The following is an 18,968-nucleotide window of genomic DNA, read 5'->3' as shown; positions in this document are numbered from 1 at the left end:
GTTCTAATTTACGACTATTATTAATCAAATCATTTAGGAGAAGTGTATGAATAAGTTAGTAATGATCCTACTGTGTATTTTCTTACCACCAGTGGCAGTTTTTCTAGATAAAGGCCTTGGCAAAGACTTCATCATCAACCTGGTACTGACGTTCTTTTTCTTCTTACCGGGTTGTATTCACGCGCTATGGCTAACCATGAAGTAATGGCGAAAAGCTAGCCACCTGATTGTCTGCCAGAAAAAAGGGGATGCAATACTGAGCCGTTTGCTCTATCATCCTGTCGCCTAAGCGTAAGCGATTGCTTTCACAGTTTTCACTGCGTTTAGGCTCCAATCAGACAACTTACTAATGGTGGGAGCAATAATGACAACACTTACGATCACACGCCCTGATGACTGGCATGTTCACCTTCGTGATGGCGAAGTTCTAAAGGATACCGTGCGAGATATTAGCCGCTACAACGGTCGCGCGCTAATCATGCCAAACACTGTCCCACCTGTTACCAATACTGAAATGGCAATCGCCTACCGCGAACGCATCATGGCGCAAAAGCCAAGTGAGCAGTTTGAACCATTAATGGCACTGTATCTGACAGATAACACAACGCCAGACGAAATCCGTAAAGCGAAAGCATCTGGTGCGGTGGTCGCAGCAAAGCTTTACCCAGCGGGCGCAACGACTAACTCAGACTCAGGTGTGACTTCAGCTCAGAACATTTACCCTGTTTTGGAAGCGATGCAAGAAGTGGGCATGCTGCTGTTGGTTCACGGTGAAGTCACCCATCACGACGTTGATATCTTCGATCGTGAAAAAGAGTTTCTAGATACTGTTCTTGCGCCTATCGTTAACGATTTCCCGAACCTTAAGATTGTGCTAGAGCACATCACCACCGCAGACGCTGCAAACTTCGTCAACAATGCCAATGACAATGTCGCGGCAACAATTACCGCACACCACTTACTGTTTAACCGCAATCATATGTTGGTTGGTGGTATTAAGCCTCACTTCTACTGCCTACCGATTCTAAAACGCAACACGCACCAAAAAGCGCTGATTGAAGCCGCAACCAGTGGCAGTAAGAAGTTCTTCCTTGGTACAGATTCTGCGCCGCACGCAAAAGGCATGAAAGAGGCCGCATGTGGCTGTGCTGGCTCTTACACCGCTCACGCCGCGCTAGAGCTCTATGCAGAAGTATTTGAATTAGAAGGTAAGCTAGAAAACCTTGAAGCGTTTGCAAGTCACAACGGCCCTGACTTCTACGGCGTTCCACGCAACAACGACACCGTGACGCTAACTAAGCAAGAATGGCCAGTCGCTGAGTCTATGCCATTTGGTAACGACATCGTTGTACCGATTCGCGCCGGTGAAAGCATTGCTTGGACAGTGAAATAAGCCACAGCGAATTCACCCATACTTTGAACAAAGCCCTTGAGCTCAGCGAGCTCAAGGGCTTTTTTTCATTTTGGATTAGCAAGCGCCAAAATCAGTTGTTCACACTCATGCTGCTGCATGTATCGTGGTACTGGGTAATTCCAGCGCGCTTCATGTAAAGACTGTTTGGCGAGTTCAGAGATGTGCTCATGCAAAATGTGTTCGAAATGGGTCGGCAAATCTAGCCTGCCCTGCAGATCACGGATGTAGTCAATGAAGGCTTGAGCTTTAATGGAATCCGACACATGGGAGTTCGTCAGCTCGAGCAGATCCGCTAATACCGCCAGCCTCTCTTGGGTGGCAGATTTTGAAAACTCGAGAACATGAGGTAAAACAACGGCATTTGCAAGGCCATGAGGGGTGCCATATTTGGCTCCCAAGGTATGAGCAATCGCGTGGACGTAGCCTAAACTGGCTTTAGTAAAGGCAAGGCCCGCGTAATAAGATGCCAATGCCATGTTCTGTCGAGCGGTGGCATTTTGGCCAAAGCTGACCGCTTTGGGTAAATTCTCGTCAATCAAACGTATCGCAGCGATTGCATAGCGATCCGTTTCCAATGTCGCGTTGCCCGATAAGTAAGCTTCGATTGCGTGGGTCAACGCATCCATCCCAGTTTGCGCAGTGATATGTGCCGGTAGCGCTAACATCAAAGAAGGATCAAGTGCAGCCGCAATCGGCACCAACTTAGGGTCCATCACCGGGGTTTTCGCATGGGTCTTCGGATCGGATACCACTGCGGCCACGGTCACTTCTGAGCCGGTGCCTGAGGTTGTAGGCAACACAAAGGTCGGCGCTGGCGCTTTCCATACTTTGAGTAGCCCAACTAGGCGCTGTACCGGTTTGTTGTTGGTCGCACAGGCAGCGATCACTTTGGCGCAATCAATCGGAGAACCGCCCCCTATTGCCACAACCGCTTGGCAGTGTTGCTGACGAAAGAGTGCCAATCCTTGCTCGACGTGATCGTACGTCGGGTCTGGCTCTACATCACTGTAAACATGACAGTGGACACCAACTCGCTCAAATTCAAACATCAGCTTTTTGACAAAACCGAGCTTAACGATGCCTTGATCCGAGACGATCAGAACCTTATTAATACCCATAATAGACACACTGTGACAAAGTTGTTTAAGCGCGTCTTTGCCTATAAACAGGGTCGGTTTAGAGATAGGCAGGACTTTGGCTGCAATTTTCAGCCCCCACATGTACATCCGGTGTAACCAATAGTAGAGCCTTTGTTCCATTGTCAGTCTCTAAGTCAGTAGGCAGATATTAATAGCCTAGTCTTTACAAAGAGTTATCTCTAGTCTCATGCTCAAACTTTTGCATAAAACATGAACAATCGCTAAAACTGACCAAGTAGACGTGATACCCAAGTGATCTGGCCGAACGCAATTAAGTCATACACGGTGAAAAACAGCGCACAGATAACCGCTAATTTGACTAATCGGTGAACAATAAACATTTTGGTCGCTCCTAATACTAAAAAAGCCGCACAAGGCGGCTTGTTATCATTATTCTTACGTTGCAGTTAGTGAACTGGCGTGTCCGTTTTGGCGTAAAATTTACCAAAATACTGTTCAAGAACCTCTGGCGTTAGCTTGCCTTCGGCTTCTAGCTTCTTCAACTCAGCAGCAATGGCTTTTTGCTCATCGATAGATGGCAGTGCTACTTCTGGCTCATCGCCCATTTCCTGAGACATCTGCTCGAGCTCTTTCTCAAAGTCACTCATATTTATACGACCTTATTTGTCAAACTTACCTAAAATAATGGGGCTAAGTGTACCCCACTTAGCCCCATTGATTCTAGCCTAGCGCTTGAGATTAGAGCTTAAAGCTGCCAACCATTCGATCAAGACGCATAGAAAGATCTTTCAATTCAGCACTCGCCGCCGCCAGCTCTTCTGCTGTACCTGTGGTGACTTCATTGATGGCGTTGATCTCTTCAATGTTTTGGTTGATGGTGTGTACTACCGTCGATTGCTCTTCTGTAGCGGTGGCAACTTGGGTATTACGGTCCGAGATATCGTGGATACGCTCAGAGATAGAGATGAGTACTTCAACCGCTTCATCCGATGAAGAAACCCCTTCGCCTGTGACGGCTTTACCTGCTTCCATCGCGGTTACGGCATCTTTTGCGTCACTTTGAAGTTGGTTGATCATCTTCTGAATTTCTTCGGTCGAATCTGCGGTACGGCTCGCTAGGTTACGAACTTCATCCGCAACGACGGCAAAACCACGACCTTGTTCACCAGCGCGAGCCGCTTCAATGGCTGCGTTTAGTGCAAGCAAGTTAGTCTGCTCTGAAATATCTCGGATAACATCCAGAATCGAGCCAATATCTTGTGTCGTGGAAGCCAGTTGCTCAACCACTTGGCCAGTGCTCTCGATATCCGATGCTAAACGACTGATAGCGTCTTTGGCTTTGTTTACTACATCTTGACCGACTTGCGTATTGTCAGACGCTTGAGTCGCGGTTTCTGCCGCGGTTGCTGCGTTTGACGCGATTTCACTGATCGTCGCCCCCATTTGGTTAATCGCGGTCACCACCTGAATGGTTTGATCACGTTGCATCTGGCTATTGTCGTGTGTGGTGTGCGCTTTGCTCGATACGCCATCTGCCGCCGCTTGCAATGCCCCGCTGGTCGAAGCCACCTCTTTCATCGAGTCGTGGATTTTCTCAATAAAACCGTTAAACCCGTCTGAAAGCTGAGCGATCTCGTCGTTACCTTTCACTTCGATACGTTGCGAAAGATCGCCATCGCCTTTACCCAAATCACTGAAACGCTCAGCAATTGCTTGGATCGGGCGCGCAATACCGTTCGCAAGGAAAATCCCCATAAAGATAAATAGACCTGCCACAACCACCGTGGTAATCATCATTTGCTTAGCAACGCTATCGAGGTCGGCGAAAACTTCATTGACGGGCACAACACCAACCACAATCCAATCCATTGAAGGAATGTAAGTGCTAGCAACAAACACGTGCTCACCTTCGTATTCACCCTCAATAAGATTAAAACCTGATTTGTTTAGCAGTTGTGAGGCTTGGCTGCCAAAGATCTGGTTAAGCGATGACTTCGACTTATTACTGTCGCGGTGGATTTGCACGTTACCTTGTGCATCCGTTAAAAAGACAAAACCCGTTTGCTCAATCTTATAGCCATTCAGCAAGGAGACCATATCGTCCATTGATTTCGACACGCCAGACATGCTCAAACCATTTGGGAACTGGAAGTTAGCAAACATCTTCACATCACCATTGGCTTCTTGGAAAATGCTGACGGAGGTCGGGTTACCTGATTGAGTAAAGCCAAAGAACCAGCCATCTTGCTGCTGATTTAGCTGACGCAAGAATCCATTTTGGTTCCAGTAATAAGCGGTATTACGGTTCGCAACCGACGCATCATTTAGCTGATACTGGTTACGTACGTTATTGAGTTCTTTCACTAACATTGCTTCTTTGTCTGCAGCAATGTCGGTCGTGTCGATCGCTTGTTTAATAAATTCGTTGTTTGCTAGCTGCTCTGCAGCCAGTAAAAGTTGGCTAACTTCGCGATCGATTTCTGAATTGATTTGTTGCAGCATCGACGGTAATTCAATATCGATAAGACGATGTTCGAGAACGCTGCGCGCCTGTCTCTGTGCCATAACACCGACGATGATCGTTGATGCTAGTACAGCAAAGGTGATCCCTGCGACGACCTTTTGCTTAATACTGATAGAATTGAGTTTCATTAATTATCTGCCTTCTGTGAGCACTTTTGATGTCTATTGGTCATAGCATCCCATGTGGTGATGCTCTCCCTGCCATTGACCTGTCCAATCATGTAAGTATATCGGCTAATTAACACATTCCTTTACTAATTTAATTTTAAGCTGACATTTCTTTTCTGAATAAGTGTTGTGTTAGGTGAAATTAAGGATTCCAAGTTTGAAATGTTGTTTCTTCGAGTTTCGCCCCCATATGCTAAACAACTGAGGAGCAAGACTTTTCATAAAATAGCCCTCTCACTTATTGGTTAATTTCCTGTCAGATAAGTAAAAATCAAACACACGGTGGGAACTTTTCAATCATCTCAATCACTAAGTGAAAAAATTAGGAGAAAAATTTGATGCAATCACAAGCACTACAGCAGCTTAGAGACTACTTAAATGGTCAGGTAATTGGCCAGCAGGAGTTAGTTGACCAACTTCTTGTCGCCCTTCTGGCTGATGGCCACATTCTGGTTGAAGGACCGCCGGGGCTTGCCAAAACACGCGCGGTCAAATCTCTGGCGGATTGCATCGAAGGCGATTTTCACCGCATTCAGTTCACACCCGACTTGCTACCAGCGGATCTGACGGGCACCGACATCTTCCGACCAGAAACGGGCGAGTTTACCTTTCAATCCGGGCCTATTTTTAATTCGTTGATCTTGGCGGATGAGATCAACCGTGCTCCTGCGAAAGTACAAGCCGCTATGCTAGAAGCGATGGCAGAGAAGCAAATTACCGCAGGGCGAAAAACGTATCCTTTGCCCAAACTGTTCCTCGTGATGGCAACGCAAAACCCTATCGAACAAGAGGGCACTTACCCGCTACCCGAAGCTCAGCTGGATCGTTTTTTGATCCACCTAGACGTTGACTACCCCGACGCTGAGAGTGAGCTCGCTATCCTACGACTCAATCGCGGAGAAGCCAAAGGTGACACCGCGCTCACACCGCCAGTCCTGAACCAAGATGATATTTTCTCGGCACGCCAACAGGTACTGAATATCCACATGGCTGATAGCATCGAGCAGTACATCATTCGATTAGTGATGGCGACTCGCCAACCTGAGCAATACGATGAGTCATTGACACAGTGGATTGAGATGGGCGTCAGCCCTCGAGCCACCATCGCATTAGATCGCTGCGCACGCGCACACGCATGGCTCAACGGACGTGATTTCGTCTCACCAGAAGACGTACAAGCCATGGCGTTTCCGGTACTGCGACATCGATTACTGCTGAGCTACCAAGCGCAAGCTGAAGGTATCGAGCCTAATCGAGTCATCAACACACTGTTATCACTTGTCGGCAGCGCATAGGACAACACGATGCAAGTGGAATTATCCCCTTACAGCGATGGCGTTAACCTCACATTTGATGAACTCTTGTATTTCAAACAACAGAGTGTCAAGTGGATGCCACCTGCCAAAAGTTTATGGTCACAGATGCTTGGTCAACACCAAAGCCGCCAACTCGGTCGTGGTATGGACTTCAGTGAAGTTCGCCAATATCAGGCGGGTGACGATGTTCGATCCATTGATTGGCGAGTCACCGCACGAACAGGCAAGCCGCACACCAAACTATTCAGTGAAGAACGAGAAAAGCCGATCGTTTTGTACATCGACTTCAGTAGCAGCATGTTTTTTGGCTCACAACTGATGCTAAAGTCCGTGCTCGCCGCGCACATGGCCAGTTTGATCGCTTGGTTAAGCATTGCTCAGCGAGATCGGGTCGGTGCACTCATCGATCTTGGCGATCGACTGGTCGAAATAAAACCAACCGCGCGCAATAAAGGAGCGCTTGCGTTGACGCAGAGCCTTGTCGCTCACCATCAATCTCAACTTAACCAACCACGAAGTGCTCCTGGCATTATGACCACTGCACTGCAAGCCTTGAACCGCATGTGTCCAAAAGGCAGTGAAGTAGTCCTACTGAGCGACTTCACTCGCTTACATATCGATGATGAGAATCCACTCAGTCGATTAGGCAAACACAATCGAGTTCGCTTTGTACACATTAGTGATCCTTTAGAGCGCGGTATTACTCAGTACCGTGGCACAGAGCAAGTCTCTGATAAACAAACCACTCGTTGGTTAGATTTCTCTTCGAAAAAGACCCGACAGGGTATAGAGTCCGCTTTCAATCACCAGCAGCATCAACTTACTGACCTCGCTCACCGCTTAGGCATGAGTTTCTCAACGCTCTCTAGCGACGCTGCGCTTTCTCAACAGTTACATGGATTTTAATAATGAGCACAGAGACTCAAACACCAACACTTTCTCTTCAACCGATGCACTTACCAGATGCCCCCGCTTGGTTACCTCTGGCATGGGGTTGGTGGGCTTTACTAGGAGCTGTAGTGGCTACTTGCTTAGTCATTTGGCTGTTTATTCGCTGGAATAGAAAACGCCTCGCCCCAAAGAAAACCGCACTGCGATTACTGGAAAACGGCAATCGACCTTCAGAAGCAATAGAGTTAGTTAGACAAGCTGCCTTGTGTTACTACCCTCGTGAAGAAATCGCTCAATTAACGGGCGAGCAATGGTATCAGTTTCTCGATAGCCAGATCGCAAAACCACGTTTCACTCCTAACCTAACAGATTGGCAGCAAGCTCTGTACAGTAAGCAAGCTGTGGCGAATGCAGACGAACTGATTCAAGACTGCAAAGACTGGGTGGAACAAGCCTTACCGCCAAAAAGAAGGAGAGCGTAATTGGCTAATTTTGACTTAGTCTGGTGGTGGAGCCTGCTCCTCCTTCCTCTACCGCTAGTCATCTACTTGCTGGCGCCTCCGGTATCGAACAGCGCGCCCATCCATCTGCCCTATGTACCAAGCACTGGGCAAACGGCAGCACCAAAAAATGGCTTAGCCAAGATCCTTGCGAGCCTAGTTTGGGTCGGTCTAGTTTTGGCAATGGCAAGGCCCGTTTGGTACGGAGAGCCGGTCACAACGCAGCCGAAACATCGCGACTTAATGCTGGTATTGGATCTCTCTTACTCCATGAGTCAAGAGGATATGAGCGACGGCAGTGATTATGTTGACCGTTTAACAGCGGTAAAAAAAGTCGTCAGTGACTTCGCCATCAAACGCGAAGGGGACCGCTTGGGGGTTGTACTGTTTGCCGACCACGCTTACTTGCAAACACCATTGACTTTGGATCGCACGACCGTCGCCGATCAAGTCAACCAACTGGTATTGCGCCTTATCGGCGACAAAACCGCAATCGGAGAAGGAATTGGCCTTGCAACCAAAACCTTCATTGATAGCGACGCGCCGCAACGGGTAATGATTTTACTCAGTGACGGTAGCAACACCTCTGGAGTCATCGACCCAATTGAAGCGGCAAAAATTGCGAAGAAATACGACGCAACGATCTACACCATAGGGGTCGGTGCCGGTGAAATGATGGTTAAAGAATTCTTTATGACACGCAAAGTCAACACGGCTCAAGACTTGGATGAAAAAGCCTTGATGCAAATAGCGCAAATCACCGGAGGTCAATACTTCCGAGCCCGAGATGCGAAAGAGCTTGCCACCATTTATGACACGATCAACAGCTTAGAACCGATTAGCAAAGCAACCCAGACATGGCGTCCTGAAAAAGAGTGGTTTATGTGGCCACTTGGGCTCGCCTTCTTTGCTTTCATTGGCCTGCTTGTACTTAGGAGGAATCATGTCTGATTTTGCCTTGCTATACCCACAGTGGTTACTCGCTCTGCTTCCTTGGCTTGCCGTTGTCTGGTGGTTAACTAAGCGTCAGCGCAAACAAACTCTTATTGCTCCGCACTTAGCGAAAGCGATGGGTATTCAAAGTGGCCCTGTCACTCATCGCTGGTTAAAAGGCGCGGCTTGGCTAGGTGCTATCGCGATCCTTGCCCTTTCGGGGCCAAGTTTGACCTCAAAGAGCCGTCCGAGCTTTGCCAATAGCAGCGCACGTGTCGTGGTGATGGATATGTCAATGTCGATGTACGCAACTGACGTCAAACCCAATCGCCTGACTCAAGCGCGTTATAAAGTCAGTGACTTATTGTCGTACTGGCAAGAAGGCAGCACAGGATTAGTTGCCTACGCGGGCGATGCCTACATCGTCAGCCCAATGACCAGCGACAGCAGCACAATAGCAAACCTAGTCCCGAATTTAAGCCCAGAGTTGATGCCCTACCCCGGCGCCGATGCTGCTCGCGGTGTCGAGCTCGCGATCAGTATGATGCAAAATACTGGCTTAGCAACCGGTGATATTGTACTGGTCACCGACGATATCGATAACGCTGAGCTTGAAGACATAAAGGACCTAGTGGGTGATACCGACTGGCGGTTGACGATCTTGGGGGTCGGCTCCAGAGCAGGCGCACCAATTCAACTCAGTGAAGGAAAACTCATGACCACAGACAATGGTCAAACTGTCATCGCTAAGTCTAATTTTGCCAATATGCGAGAGTTAGCGAGCTCCGTTGGCGGCCAGTTTGTCACGATCCAGCTAACCAATAAGGATGTAGAACGCATTGCAGGGTTAACTAATCAGATCGACAGTACAGACAACAACTTGAAAGGTGAAAAGTTAGCAGAGCGCTTGAACCAAGGTTTTTGGCTCTTGCCAGTACTGATTCTTGGCGCGCTAACGATGTTTCGCCGTGGTGTGTTATTTGCTCTTATCATCGGCAGCACTCCCTTTCTCATGCCCAAACCTGTGATGGCCAGTCCTTGGCTTACTAACGAGCAGCAAGCTAAACAGTTGTTTGACGCCGGAGACTATCAGCAGGCCGCAGAGCTGTTTGAAGATCCTGACTGGAAAGGCATCGCGCAATACAAAGCGGGTGACTACAAAGGCGCCGTGCAAACCTTGCAAGCAGCAGAAGGGGTTGAAGGAAAGTACAACTACGCCAACGCGCTTGCACAAAGCGGAGAATTAGAGAAAGCCGTGCAACTGTATGAGCAAATATTGCAAACCGCACCGGAGCACAAAGATGCGCAAACAAACCTTGATGTGGTTAAAAAAGCGCTAGAGAAGCAACAGCAACAGGGACAAAACTCACAGCAAAAAGGCCAACCGCAAAACGACGCTCAAGACAGTTCAAGTCTCCCGGACTCTGACAAAGCGGAAAAAGACGACGAGGAGCAAAACGCCAACCAATCAAAGTCAGAGCCGTCATCAGCGGAGCCTCGTCAAGCGCAGGCCAACAAAGAGCATCAAAATGACGATCAGCAAAGCGCGCTGAACGAACCGCAAGCCACGCAACCTGACGAACAAACCCAACAACCAGACAGTACTGAGCAGCCAGCGAGCGCAGTACAAAGCAACCAGCAACCTATCGATCCAGAGTTACGCAAACTCCAACAAGTCGAAAGTGCTCGAGATCCAAGCCGACTGATCCGCGCCCAAATGGTGCTGCAAGCCAAACAAAAGCAACCACCTCAGCAAACAGGTAAGAAATGGTAATGATGAAACATAGCAGATTGTATATTGTTAGCTTACTGACACTTGTGTTTGCCTTAATTAGCCCGGCAACTCTTGCCGCTAATCTTTGGGTGACCGTGAGTAAAAATAAGGTCGTAAAAAACGAAGTCTTTCAGTTACGTATCGTCGCGGATGAAAAAGTCTCTGTTGACGACATTGATTTATCGGTACTTAACCAAGATTTTTACGTAGGTCGTCCTAGCTTTGGCACCTCGATAAACATCGTCAACAGCCAGCGGACTACTCGCAGTGAATGGAATATTCAGCTAGCAGCGCAACGTCTGGGTAGCGCAACTATCCCTGCATTCTCACTCAATGGGGCCACTTCAGAGCCCATCGCAATCCAAGTCAGCATGGATCAAGATGAGCCTAAAATCTCTGACTTGATTGAGTTACAGAACACCTTGAACAAGCAGCAGCTTTATCCCAATGAGAGTGCTGTGCTGAATACTCGGTTAATTATCAAAGCGGACCCAAGACGACTGCAAAATCCAAGTGTAATTCCACCTCAGGCGTCAGGGTTAACTCTGGATGCCATCGGAGAGCCTAACCAGTATCAGAGCGTTCTCGACGGTATAGAAGTGACCATTGTCGAGCAAAGCTATCGCGTCACGGCAGATACAAGTGGGGAATTTACCTTAAGTGGCATTGGTTTCTCTGGCAGCGTGGTTTATGGCAATAACCGCACAGGTACGACAAAGTTAATCTCTGCCAATACGCCCGCTGAACAGCTTGAAATCAGTGTGCTACCGATTCCGACACAATTCCAAGGTCATTGGTTACCTGCCTCTGCGCTTAACTTGAAACAACAATGGCGTGACAGTGATGGCAAGGCGATTGAGGCGCCTTTGTTCACCACTCAAGTTGGCGAATCCCTTACCCGAGAAATCACCTTAGACATTAATGGTGTGACGAGCGAACGCTTCCCAGACATCAATACTCATTATCCATCATCAGTGCGCCTGTATCAGGAGAAACCACAATTTAGCCAATTAAGTGATGGCAGTACGCGCATGACCATCAAACAAGTCATCATCCCTCAGCAACAAGGGGAAATCGCACTTAATGACATAAAGATAAACTGGTGGAACAGCCAATCGAAACAAGAGGAAACAGCCACCGTAGCTGGCTTATCGTTGCAAGTGGCCGCTGGGAGCTTAATGAATGCAGCAGAACCAGAGCTTATGCCCATCGCTTCTGCGCCTGCTGAAAGCATCACCATTAAAGACCCAGGTTTTTGGCCTTACTTGAGCGCTGCACTGGCCTTACTTTGGTTATCAACATTGGCCCTCTTGATCAAAGGCAGACACCGCTCGGCCTCTAAGCCAATACAAGCTGAGCGTAACACCCTCGGTGATATAGAAAGCATTGAAACAGCCATCAAACAATCTGATACCGTTAAAGTACAGTACTTAGTGAAACAGTGGCTGACTGACAATGCTATCTCAGACACAGAGCTGAAGAGCAAAATTGAACAAGAGTTAAACGCCATGAACCGCAGCCAATACTCGCCAGACAAACCTAGCTGGCAAGGTCAAACTCTGATGAAACTGCTTAAACAAGCCAAAAGTTCCCGTGAGAAACAGCCCCATAATGAGCAACCTCTCGCGAAACTTTAAGCACAACATGATCCGATAGAAAGTAAACAGGCAGCCACTTGGCTGCCTGTTCTGTTTAATTACGTTATGTTAAGCGGCTTCAATGGCCGTGACTTTACCACTCACTTGATTCCTACCCTGCTCTTTTGCCTCATACAGAGACTTATCCGCTGCGCTGTATAATCGGTCAAAGCTAAAATCTTCCTGGCTGAGCTCGAGTACTGCGTAGCCAACCGAAACGGTTAGGAAATCACTGCTGGTATTCAGCTTGTGGGGAATGTGCTCCTCTTCTATGCACTTTCTGACACACTCGGCTAACTGAGCGACTTGGACTGGCGTTTGATTAGTCACCAATAGTGCAAACTCTTCCCCACCAATACGGCAAAACACTTCATTACCCGATTGAGTATGGTGCTGCAAGATATTACCGATCCGCATTAGCGCGATGTCGCCTTGCATATGACCATAATGATTGTTGTATAAACCGAAGTGATCGATATCAGCGAGGATCAAGCCATAGTGTTGGCGTTTATCCTTACCGTTGAGACACAACTCTTCCAGCGAGGCTTCGAGCATGCGTCGATTACCCAAGCGCGTAAGTGGATCCATTTTCGCCATCACTTCCAATTGCTCGTTGGCTTTCTGCAAGTCACGAGTCCGCGCTTTGACTTCACGTTCCAAATTCTCGTTCATTTCATGGATCGCCTCTTGCGCTCGCGTACGGAGCAATACCTCTGTTAGGTTGGAGGCAAACATCCGGATGACTTCACGCAGTTGATGGGTCAATGGTGAACGTTTGATTAAATTGTCCGCGGCGATAAATGCAATGGGATCGTTGTTGTTGTCCACCAACATAGTCATTGCTGTCCAGCCAAAACCGACGATATGGAAATCGTGGTAAATAGGAACAGACTCCTCAAATACCACATCATTTGGGTTGACCTTAGCAGCACTGACAATCGCTCGGTCTACGGTTTCTGAACGATAGTAAGATTCGTCTACGATGTTACCTTGAATATCGGTTCCCCATGTGCCTTGCATATGGGTACAACCTTTATCGGTCAAAAACACCGCGAACCGATCGATACCCAATCGGTTAATAGCAAAGGTGACCGCTGATTTACACACTTCGCTCACGGTCATACAACGCGAGAGCTCCACCATGCTTGCGTGCAACATACGCACGTTCTGCTCTTGTCGTTTACGAATATAGATTTGGGCAAGTAAAGAGCCAAACGATTCAAGCATCTGACGTTGATAAGAAGTAATCGGGTTTCGTCGAATATAGTTATCGAGCGCAATCCAGCCGATGATCTCTTCTCCATCACGGAGGATTAACATCCCATTCCAGCCCTGACCAATCACGCTACCGGCCGTATAGAGCGGTGCCTCTTCGACGATGACTAAGGTTTCTTTGCCTTCAAACAGAGCGTCGATGTAGGTCTCTTCAAGCTGATGAAGATCATATTGAGTATGGTGCTCACTCGCGGTTTGACCGTTTTCATCGGTACCATAAGTTCCGCTAAAACAGCGTTTTTTGATGTCCAGCAACATAAATACAGCTCGATCAAAACCAAGCTGGTCACGAACCGCCTCCACTGCCATGCGATACAACTCATCTAAGTTTGCCGGGTTGGATATATTCACTGCGACTTGCTGAACCAAACGCATGTTGTCGATAAACGACTCACGCTGTTTGATCACATCGAGATACTTCGCTTCTTTAATATCCCGTTGTTTAAATTCTTTGGCGGCTTCCGTTTCTGCTCGCACACACTGCCAGCGAGCGGCGATGATCTGTAAAGCTTCAAGTTGATTGTTTTGATTAGCTTGACCGACTCTTTCTGGATTAACGTTTTCCAATACTAGGTAGGTGCGCATTTCTGGGTGGTTGTCCAACATGAACACATAGCTTTCCGCTGACATATGTTCGCAATACTTCCACTGACAGGTGTTCATTTTTAAAGGTAACAAGCCATCGGAGGTATCAAATTGGGCAACCCAAGTCCAAAAAGTGTCTGGATAGATATCTAAACTAGCAGGTTGGCCTTTGTGGTACAGAAAGTCATTGTTATGGCAACCTTTCGGCTGACGAAACACCGCGATATGCTCTGCCGCAAGCAGTTCATCAATAAACTGAAACAACGAGTTAGCAAGAAATCTCTGGTTTCTTGCAGACAAGATATCTTTGAGCAATATACGTGGAAACATAATCCTAGCCGGAACCTTTGATTTTTTAATCGGTTAAAAAAGTACCAGTTCCACCTATGCAATCAAATGACCAGAGAAAGCCATTGTTAACTCACTCGCATTTCGATATCAGTAACTGTTGGAGATATGATGCCTCTTACATTTTTATGATCTTATTTCCAAAAATTGCACTTTTGGACTAATCAATTGGTGTGTTAGCAAGGGTTATAGCAGCAATTACAATCCATCATTTACGGTAAGCCATTCCCATGACTACAGCAGTAAAGTAAACTTAATCATGAGTCGGTCAGATATAGGATGTAGGGATTTTGAAAACGAAAGCGCTACTGTTGTTGGCTTTTGTGGTCAGCTTGCCAAGTTACGCGGCAGTTGATTTAGTCAAAGTAGACAAGTCAAAACGTCGCCTGTACTTACTTGATGGACAACAAGTGGTACGCGAATACAGAATTGCTCTTGGCAAATCACCAAAAGGCCACAAGCAGCAAGAAGGCGATCAAAAAACACCTGAGGGTCGTTACTATCTCGACTTTGTATTAAACGATTCGCAGTTTTACCGCTCCATTCATATCAGTTACCCCAATCTAAAAGATCGTACTCAGGCGATGAGCAACAAGGTAGACCCCGGTGGCGATATCAAAATACACGGTTTGAAAAATGGTGAGACTCGCCCAGCCAACTACGTACAAAGCTTTGACTGGACGGATGGTTGTATCGCACTGACCAACCAAGAAATGGATGATTTACTCAGTTTAGTGTCAACGGGGACGCCGATTGAAATCTATTGGTAGTAGGCTACTTTTCCCGAGTGACCCACCAGCACATTAACGATCCAATCGTTACCATCACGACGCCTTGTAGAAAACTCTGACTCAGTGCAATACCCAGTATTATTGACGAAATCACCGTCGAAAGCACTGGGGTGAAGTAAGACAGGGTTGCCAGCAACACCATGTTGCCACCGATGATGGCATAGTTCCAAAGCGCATAGCCACTGCCCATAAACACCCCCGCAATCAGCAGCAAGCTGCCTGAATGCAAGTTGAGGGTCATACCCGTTTCACTACTTAGAGCGTATTTCACCCAAAGCGATATCGCCGTGAGAATAAAAAACAAGGTGATGGCATTTTGTCCATTGGCGATACGTTTAGTTAAGTTACAGTAGATCGCCCATAAGAAAGCACCAGTAAACGCCATCGCGTAAGTTACTGGGTTGGTTGCGACATTACTCGCGATCTGCTCAAACGACAGCCCTTGCTCACCGGTGATACTCCAGGCCACACCAAGAAAAGCCAGAGCTACACTTGGATAAACCAACCAACTGGTTTTCTTGCCACTCACGATTACAGCCAGCAGTACGGTCAATGCCGGCCATAAGTAGTTAATCACCAACATTTCAATCGCTTGCTGGCGATCGTTTGCCATCGCTAGCGCCAACGCCAAACAGATCTCATACGCGACAAACAACCCACCACCCAATAGTACGTAGCGTAACGAGTAATTGCGCCACTTGGGTACCCCCATAACGGCGACCAGAAAAACAGCCGCTACCGTATAAATTGACGCAGCGCCGCCTACAGGGCCGAGCATTTCAGTCACAGCCCTAGCAACTCCCATAACGCTGCTCCAGAGAAGAATGGCGGCGACACCAGCAATAGTAAATTTATGAGTTTGGAACATGTTTGATTCTTATAGTAAAAAGCCGAGCACTAGGCTCGGCTTGCTTAGTTCTTTCGAGCTTGGTTAAATGATTTCCCAGCTGTGAGTCATTTCTACACCTTGACCTAGCATCAGGCACACTGAGCAGTACTTTTCTAATGAATCGGCGGCCACTTTAGCCACCACTTCAGGATCCAGATTGTCGCCCGAAACGGCAAAGTGGATATTTACTTGAGTAAAAATACGCGGTGCCGTCTCACGACGTTCTGTGGTTAGCTTAGCCGTACACTCTTTGACTGCCTGACCTGCTTCTTTTAAACCGTCAACGACATCAACCGAACTACAACCACCTGCAGCCATCAATACCATTTCCATCGGACTTGGAGCCGTCGCACCACCGTTACCATCCATTACAATGGAGTGACCAGATTGTGATTGGCCCAAAAACTTAAACTCTTCGACCCATTTTACTTCTGCTTGCATCTGACTTTCTCTTATTTATCTTTCGAAGTTGGCTGTTGTTTTACACCGAAACGTCGTGAGGCGCCACTATTGACATCGAATTTCTTCCGCGCGGCAGAATAAAAGTGGCCGCCCGCAGCACTCCTACACAGTCAAAACGACACGTATCGCCAACAAAATCAGTACCGCTCCTGACAACTGATCAATAAGCTGAGCACGAGCGCGAATCTTATCAATCACTTTCGGACTGGAGAGTAAAAAGGTAATCAAGGTATACCAAAGGCCGTCAACAATCAGAGGCGTCGCAACAATGACCCCCTTCGCCGCTACTGAGTCTCCTACCGCAACAAACTGACTGAACAAGGCGATAAAAAACAGCGCGATCTTTGGGCTCAACAAAGAAATAAGCAGCCCTTCTTTTGCCGATTGAGCAACTGTAGTTTGTTCTCCAGATTCTAGCTTCGCGGCGACGCCACCTTTTGAGCGCAACGCGTTGAAACCGAGATAAGCAAGGTAACCGGCGCCAGCATAGCTGATCGCTTTGAACAATAGAGGAGACTGTTGCAACACCACCGCTAAGCCGATCAAGGTAATGAATGCATAAACACCGATGCCGATTGCGTGCGCCCATGCTGTGGCAAGACCATTTATTCTTCCACCTGCGAGGCTATGTTTGGCCACAATCGCTAAACTGGGCCCTGGAGACATTGCTCCCAGCAAGCAGATGGTGAAGAGTGAAAACCAGATGGTAAGAGTCATGTATGTGCTCCTTAACGAATTTGACTATTGCCAAGTTAAGTCATGATTCACATGATTTGAAATTGAATCTTTTTATAGCCGCTATGATTCTAAATCATACCAATCGAATAAGAACAAGTTTGCATGGTATGAAGTACACGTTCTCGCATCCACTGATGCGCTTTATCCAAGTCGTATTTCGGATGCCAGATTAACCAGTACTGGTGAGGCTCTGTCTCAAAAGGCAACGTGAAATAAACCAGCTCATCGTCTTTGGCTAAGTTTAGGGCGATGTGCTCAGGCACAATCATCAGATAGTCACTGGTTTGTAACGCATTAATCGCTGCTGAGAAAAATGGTACTTTTAATGCGATTCGACGTTGATAACCTAAGGTTTTAAGCGCCATATCTGCTTGACTGTCCTTATCTCCTCCGCCTGTGACCTTTAGATGAGGATAACGAATAAGCTGCTCACAACTAAGTCGTTTCGCATTAGCTAAGGGGTGACTTCTACGCATCAGACACACTGACTTGTCTTGACCAATCTTCACGCTGCTAAGTTGTTTAGGCGGTTCCGGCAACATGGTCGAGGCTAAGTGGATACCCGTTTCGTTCATTTGTTGCAGGTAATCGGGTTGCCACAATCGATAAGCGAGGTTAACGTGAGGGGCTTGGTCTGTCATCAAACTCACCACCTCGGGTAGTATGTACTGCGCCACATAATCGCTCGATGACAGTACAAATTCCTGGTGCCAGGTTTGCGGGTCAAACGGCTTATCACTCAATAAGGCGTCAAACTCACCAAGTAATTCGGCAAGGCGTATTCTCATAGCGACGGCTTTCGGCGTGGGTAACAGTTGATTACCATCTCGTACCAACAACGGATCTCCGCATAGCTCCCGCAACTGAGCTAACTGGCGGCTCACTGCTGACTGAGTAATGTTGAGCCTTTCGGCCGCACGACTTACATGGCACTCATCCAACAGTACCTGTAAGGACCGCAATAAATTTAGATTTACGTTTTCAAGCGCCATGGGTATTGAAGAACTCAGTTAAAACGGTATGAGTCATAAGATGCCTGAGTTCAGGGATCGCTTGTAACTCATCGCGAATTTGGTTTAATCGCTGCATACTGGGGACTTCAACAAACAGCATCATGTCCGTTTCACCAGTGATCGCGTGGCACCACTTTACGCCATCGATCTGGTAGATTTGGTCTGCGTAAGTTTCACAATAATGCGTTGCTGCTGACATATCGAACTTAAGAGCCAAGTATGCCTGAATCACAGGCTGACCTTTCTCTTCGGGCGCCACCTGTGCATGGTAGCCGAGCAAGATTTTGTCGTTTTCCAGTTTTTGAATCCGAGCAGTCACGGCAGAACGCGACAAACTGACGGTACGGGCTATTTCACTCACCGATGCGCGCGCGTTGTGCTTCAGTATATCTATGATTTGATGATCAAATTTATCCATATTCTTAAATGTCATTACCCAACTTATCCTGTTGATTACAGGTAATGTGACATAAATATTGGTCTGGATAAAGTTATCAATGTGACTAATTTATCGCACAATTCCGTCAAAGTGACGCCTATCTACGACGAATTGATGGCTGTGTATTGAGTGGGCTTTGAGTAAGCTGTCACCAATAGAACTAAGGAAGGGA

The 18,968-nt window shown here is 47.4% G+C and carries 18 protein-coding genes; 9 read left to right on the top strand and 9 right to left on the bottom strand.

The genetic code is table 11. The features are described 5' to 3' along the window. Nucleotides 1-46: 46 nt before the first annotated feature. Entirely contained in the window at nucleotides 47-205 is a 159-nt protein-coding gene (locus tag RH45_RS23030; protein WP_008080077.1) for a YqaE/Pmp3 family membrane protein, read from the top strand. Between the two features lie 159 nt (nucleotides 206-364). Beyond that, complete coding sequence (pyrC, locus tag RH45_RS18450) at nucleotides 365-1,393, top strand: dihydroorotase (RefSeq protein ID WP_008080076.1); 1,029 nt, start codon at nucleotides 365-367, stop codon at nucleotides 1,391-1,393. Between the two features lie 65 nt (nucleotides 1,394-1,458). Here pyrC and RH45_RS18445 read toward each other — a convergent pair whose 3' ends face one another. The 3 genes from RH45_RS18445 to RH45_RS18430 all read right to left on the bottom strand — a co-directional run bounded on the left by RH45_RS18445 (nucleotide 1,459) and on the right by RH45_RS18430 (nucleotide 5,166). Beyond that, entirely contained in the window at nucleotides 1,459-2,673 is a 1,215-nt protein-coding gene (locus tag RH45_RS18445; RefSeq protein ID WP_039958908.1) for an iron-containing alcohol dehydrogenase, read from the bottom strand. 287 nt (nucleotides 2,674-2,960) lie between these two features. Further along, the gene (locus RH45_RS18435; RefSeq protein WP_008080073.1) at nucleotides 2,961-3,161 is read right to left on the bottom strand and encodes a hypothetical protein; all 201 of its coding nucleotides are present in this window, start codon (nucleotides 3,159-3,161) and stop codon (nucleotides 2,961-2,963) included. 91 nt (nucleotides 3,162-3,252) lie between these two features. Next, entirely contained in the window at nucleotides 3,253-5,166 is a 1,914-nt protein-coding gene (locus RH45_RS18430; protein WP_008080072.1) for a methyl-accepting chemotaxis protein, read from the bottom strand. A 377-nt stretch (nucleotides 5,167-5,543) separates the two neighbouring features. Here RH45_RS18430 and RH45_RS18425 point away from each other — a divergent pair, with 377 nt between their 5' ends. From RH45_RS18425 to RH45_RS18400, 6 genes are read left to right on the top strand one after another with little or no spacing between them, the layout of a single operon-like run. Then, nucleotides 5,544-6,500 carry an AAA family ATPase gene (locus tag RH45_RS18425; protein ID WP_008080071.1) on the top strand — a complete coding sequence of 319 codons (957 nt, stop codon included), beginning with the start codon at nucleotides 5,544-5,546 and terminating at the stop codon, nucleotides 6,498-6,500. 9 nt (nucleotides 6,501-6,509) lie between these two features. Then, nucleotides 6,510-7,427 carry a DUF58 domain-containing protein gene (locus tag RH45_RS18420; RefSeq protein WP_008080070.1) on the top strand — a complete coding sequence of 306 codons (918 nt, stop codon included), beginning with the start codon at nucleotides 6,510-6,512 and terminating at the stop codon, nucleotides 7,425-7,427. A 2-nt stretch (nucleotides 7,428-7,429) separates the two neighbouring features. Then, entirely contained in the window at nucleotides 7,430-7,894 is a 465-nt protein-coding gene (locus RH45_RS18415) for a DUF4381 domain-containing protein (RefSeq protein WP_008080068.1), read from the top strand. Then, the gene (locus RH45_RS18410) at nucleotides 7,895-8,863 is read left to right on the top strand and encodes a vWA domain-containing protein (RefSeq protein WP_008080066.1); all 969 of its coding nucleotides are present in this window, start codon (nucleotides 7,895-7,897) and stop codon (nucleotides 8,861-8,863) included. Then, the gene (locus tag RH45_RS18405) at nucleotides 8,856-10,619 is read left to right on the top strand and encodes a vWA domain-containing protein (RefSeq protein WP_008080064.1); all 1,764 of its coding nucleotides are present in this window, start codon (nucleotides 8,856-8,858) and stop codon (nucleotides 10,617-10,619) included. Before RH45_RS18410 ends, RH45_RS18405 begins: the two co-directional genes overlap by 8 nt. Beyond that, complete coding sequence (locus RH45_RS18400) at nucleotides 10,613-12,256, top strand: BatD family protein (RefSeq protein WP_039958907.1); 1,644 nt, start codon at nucleotides 10,613-10,615, stop codon at nucleotides 12,254-12,256. The genes RH45_RS18405 and RH45_RS18400 overlap by 7 nt, the downstream gene beginning before the upstream one ends. Before the next feature lie 69 nt (nucleotides 12,257-12,325). Here the strand turns inward: RH45_RS18400 and RH45_RS18395 are convergent, their stop codons facing one another. Then, nucleotides 12,326-14,446 (bottom strand): sensor domain-containing diguanylate cyclase, encoded by a 2,121-nt coding sequence (locus tag RH45_RS18395; protein ID WP_008080062.1) that lies wholly within the window; start codon nucleotides 14,444-14,446, stop codon nucleotides 12,326-12,328. A gap of 308 nt (nucleotides 14,447-14,754) precedes the next feature. Between RH45_RS18395 and RH45_RS18390 the strand changes: the two genes are divergently transcribed. Continuing rightward, nucleotides 14,755-15,234, top strand: a complete 480-nt coding sequence (locus RH45_RS18390; RefSeq protein ID WP_008080061.1) for a L,D-transpeptidase family protein — start codon at nucleotides 14,755-14,757, stop codon at nucleotides 15,232-15,234. A 4-nt stretch (nucleotides 15,235-15,238) separates the two neighbouring features. Here the strand turns inward: RH45_RS18390 and yddG are convergent, their stop codons facing one another. From yddG to RH45_RS18365, 5 genes are all read right to left on the bottom strand, one after another. Continuing rightward, the gene (gene yddG / locus RH45_RS18385) at nucleotides 15,239-16,123 is read right to left on the bottom strand and encodes an aromatic amino acid DMT transporter YddG (RefSeq protein ID WP_008080060.1); all 885 of its coding nucleotides are present in this window, start codon (nucleotides 16,121-16,123) and stop codon (nucleotides 15,239-15,241) included. Between the two features lie 63 nt (nucleotides 16,124-16,186). Continuing rightward, entirely contained in the window at nucleotides 16,187-16,585 is a 399-nt protein-coding gene (locus RH45_RS18380; protein WP_008080058.1) for an OsmC family protein, read from the bottom strand. 123 nt (nucleotides 16,586-16,708) lie between these two features. Then, nucleotides 16,709-17,323: a LysE family translocator gene (locus RH45_RS18375; RefSeq protein ID WP_008080057.1), complete on the bottom strand. Its 615-nt coding sequence runs from the start codon at nucleotides 17,321-17,323 to the stop codon at nucleotides 16,709-16,711. 89 nt (nucleotides 17,324-17,412) lie between these two features. After that, nucleotides 17,413-18,336, bottom strand: a complete 924-nt coding sequence (locus RH45_RS18370) for a LysR family transcriptional regulator (RefSeq protein ID WP_039958905.1) — start codon at nucleotides 18,334-18,336, stop codon at nucleotides 17,413-17,415. Then, nucleotides 18,326-18,775 carry an Lrp/AsnC family transcriptional regulator gene (locus tag RH45_RS18365; RefSeq protein ID WP_039958904.1) on the bottom strand — a complete coding sequence of 150 codons (450 nt, stop codon included), beginning with the start codon at nucleotides 18,773-18,775 and terminating at the stop codon, nucleotides 18,326-18,328. The genes RH45_RS18370 and RH45_RS18365 overlap by 11 nt, the downstream gene beginning before the upstream one ends. Between the last annotated feature and the right edge of the window lie 193 nt (nucleotides 18,776-18,968).

Source organism: Vibrio sinaloensis DSM 21326 (genome assembly GCF_000189275.1).
Lineage (GTDB): Bacteria > Pseudomonadota > Gammaproteobacteria > Enterobacterales > Vibrionaceae > Vibrio > Vibrio sinaloensis.
The sequence above is the reverse complement of the archived record's forward strand: the minus strand, read 5'-3'. Positions and strand labels throughout refer to the sequence as shown.

Excerpts from the sequence above, each read along its gene's own strand:
- RH45_RS23030 (WP_008080077.1), top strand. The coding sequence starts at position 47 with ATGAATAAGTTAGTAATGATCCTACTGTGTATTTTCTTACCACCAGTG.
- pyrC (WP_008080076.1), top strand. The coding sequence starts at position 365 with ATGACAACACTTACGATCACACGCCCTGATGACTGGCATGTTCACCTT.
- RH45_RS18445 (WP_039958908.1), bottom strand. The coding sequence starts at position 2,673 with ATGGAACAAAGGCTCTACTATTGGTTACACCGGATGTACATGTGGGGG.
- RH45_RS18435 (WP_008080073.1), bottom strand. The coding sequence starts at position 3,161 with ATGAGTGACTTTGAGAAAGAGCTCGAGCAGATGTCTCAGGAAATGGGC.
- RH45_RS18430 (WP_008080072.1), bottom strand. The coding sequence starts at position 5,166 with ATGAAACTCAATTCTATCAGTATTAAGCAAAAGGTCGTCGCAGGGATC.
- RH45_RS18425 (WP_008080071.1), top strand. The coding sequence starts at position 5,544 with ATGCAATCACAAGCACTACAGCAGCTTAGAGACTACTTAAATGGTCAG.
- RH45_RS18420 (WP_008080070.1), top strand. The coding sequence starts at position 6,510 with ATGCAAGTGGAATTATCCCCTTACAGCGATGGCGTTAACCTCACATTT.
- RH45_RS18415 (WP_008080068.1), top strand. The coding sequence starts at position 7,430 with ATGAGCACAGAGACTCAAACACCAACACTTTCTCTTCAACCGATGCAC.
- RH45_RS18405 (WP_008080064.1), top strand. The coding sequence starts at position 8,856 with ATGTCTGATTTTGCCTTGCTATACCCACAGTGGTTACTCGCTCTGCTT.
- RH45_RS18400 (WP_039958907.1), top strand. The coding sequence starts at position 10,613 with ATGGTAATGATGAAACATAGCAGATTGTATATTGTTAGCTTACTGACA.
- RH45_RS18395 (WP_008080062.1), bottom strand. The coding sequence starts at position 14,446 with ATGTTTCCACGTATATTGCTCAAAGATATCTTGTCTGCAAGAAACCAG.
- yddG (WP_008080060.1), bottom strand. The coding sequence starts at position 16,123 with ATGTTCCAAACTCATAAATTTACTATTGCTGGTGTCGCCGCCATTCTT.
- RH45_RS18380 (WP_008080058.1), bottom strand. The coding sequence starts at position 16,585 with ATGCAAGCAGAAGTAAAATGGGTCGAAGAGTTTAAGTTTTTGGGCCAA.
- RH45_RS18375 (WP_008080057.1), bottom strand. The coding sequence starts at position 17,323 with ATGACTCTTACCATCTGGTTTTCACTCTTCACCATCTGCTTGCTGGGA.
- RH45_RS18370 (WP_039958905.1), bottom strand. The coding sequence starts at position 18,336 with ATGGCGCTTGAAAACGTAAATCTAAATTTATTGCGGTCCTTACAGGTA.
- RH45_RS18365 (WP_039958904.1), bottom strand. The coding sequence starts at position 18,775 with ATGGATAAATTTGATCATCAAATCATAGATATACTGAAGCACAACGCG.